1 protein-coding gene is annotated in these 1,560 nt (G+C 44.0%); it reads right to left on the bottom strand.

The annotated features are described in order from the left end of the window. Positions 1-161: 161 nt before the first annotated feature. The gene (rclA, locus tag IM317_RS22415; RefSeq protein WP_007896426.1) at positions 162-1,487 is read right to left on the bottom strand and encodes a reactive chlorine resistance oxidoreductase RclA; all 1,326 of its coding nucleotides are present in this window, start codon (positions 1,485-1,487) and stop codon (positions 162-164) included. Between the last annotated feature and the right edge of the window lie 73 nt (positions 1,488-1,560).

The following is a 1,560-nucleotide window of genomic DNA, read 5'->3' as shown; positions in this document are numbered from 1 at the left end:
CACCATCATACACTAAATCATTAAGTTGGCAGCATCACCGATTTTTTAAACATATAAAATACCATCAATGAAGTGATTAAGAAGTTATAGAGTAACAGAGAATTAATAAGATTCTTTTCTCTGAGACGCCAGAATATTTGTTCTGGCGTCTGATTTTGAGTTTATTTGACTAATGAAAATAGATCATTGAGTGATTCGCTCATCGACGGATGAGTAAATATCTGATCGCGTAATATGCTATAAGGCAGCCCGGCATCCATCACCATTTTCACTATATTGATCATCTCGTGGGAGTCAATACACAGCAGTGATGCTCCTAATATACGTTGGGTTTTATTATCAACAATCGCTTTTAATACCCCACGGGTATCGTTCATCACTCTGGCGCGCGGAATTGCAGCTACAGGCAATGTCACCACCTGAATATCAGCACCACTCTCTCTGGCTTGTTCTTCTGTCATACCAACCCTGGACAGGGGCGGTGTCATAAATACGGAATAAGGCACATTTTTCCGATCATCAGTACTACGTTTGCCTTCACCCAGTAACTCATCACGTACAATGCGGTAATCATCCAGTGATATGTAAGTAAATTGCAGCCCGCCGGTAACATCTCCCATCGCCCAAATATTGTCTGCGGTGGTATGTAATCGCTTGTCAACGACAATTGCCCCGCGCTCGTTTACTGCGATACCGGCATTTTCTGGATGTAACGAAGCGGTAGCCGGTTGACGACCGGAAGCTATTAACAGTGCATCCACCGCCAGTTGGGCGTGCTCGCTATGCACTTGCACTTGATTTTCATGGTGACTGATTCGCTCCACATGGGCATTGAGGATAATATCGACGCCCTGATCGCGTAAAATCGTCGCGATATTATCAGCAATATCCCGATCTTCCCGAGGCAAAAACAGCGAAGCTGCCTCTAAAATGGTTACTTTGCTGCCAAAATTAGCGAACATAGAGGCGAACTCAACGCCAATATATCCGCCGCCCAAAATACCTAAATGCCCAGGCAATTCTTTTAGATTAAGTAATCCGGTGCTGTCATATACACCAGGCGTGGTGGTAATTCCAGGAATTGGCGGAACCACGGCTTGTGCACCGGTATTAATAAAAATTTTCTCGCCATGAATCTCCAAATTTCCCTCAGGCCGATGAACACGCAGGCTATGATTATTGATAAACTCCGCCTGGCCGTCGATCACGTCGATATTGGGCATATCCGCAAGATTATGAAAATTCTTATTACGTAAAAAATTAACCACTTCATTTTTACGCTGTATGGCACGGACAAAATCTGTGTGCTGCTGTGCGTCATGAACCAATGTTTTGGTTGGGATACAGCCGATATTAATACAGGTCCCGCCATACATTGCATTTGATTGTTCGATGAGAGCCACACGCCAACCTGCTTTTGCCAGCGTGACGGCTAATGTTTTTCCAGCCTTGCCAAAACCAATAATAACTGCCTGATATTTATTCATGATGATTTCCTGTCGAAACGCGTTCATTTGACATCATGACTATAGACGCAAAAGGTGATGCTGCCAACTTACT

This window comes from Enterobacter cloacae complex sp. S3, assembly GCF_014930495.1.
Taxonomy (GTDB): domain Bacteria; phylum Pseudomonadota; class Gammaproteobacteria; order Enterobacterales; family Enterobacteriaceae; genus Enterobacter; species Enterobacter asburiae_B.
The sequence above is the reverse complement of the archived record's forward strand: the minus strand, read 5'-3'. Positions and strand labels throughout refer to the sequence as shown.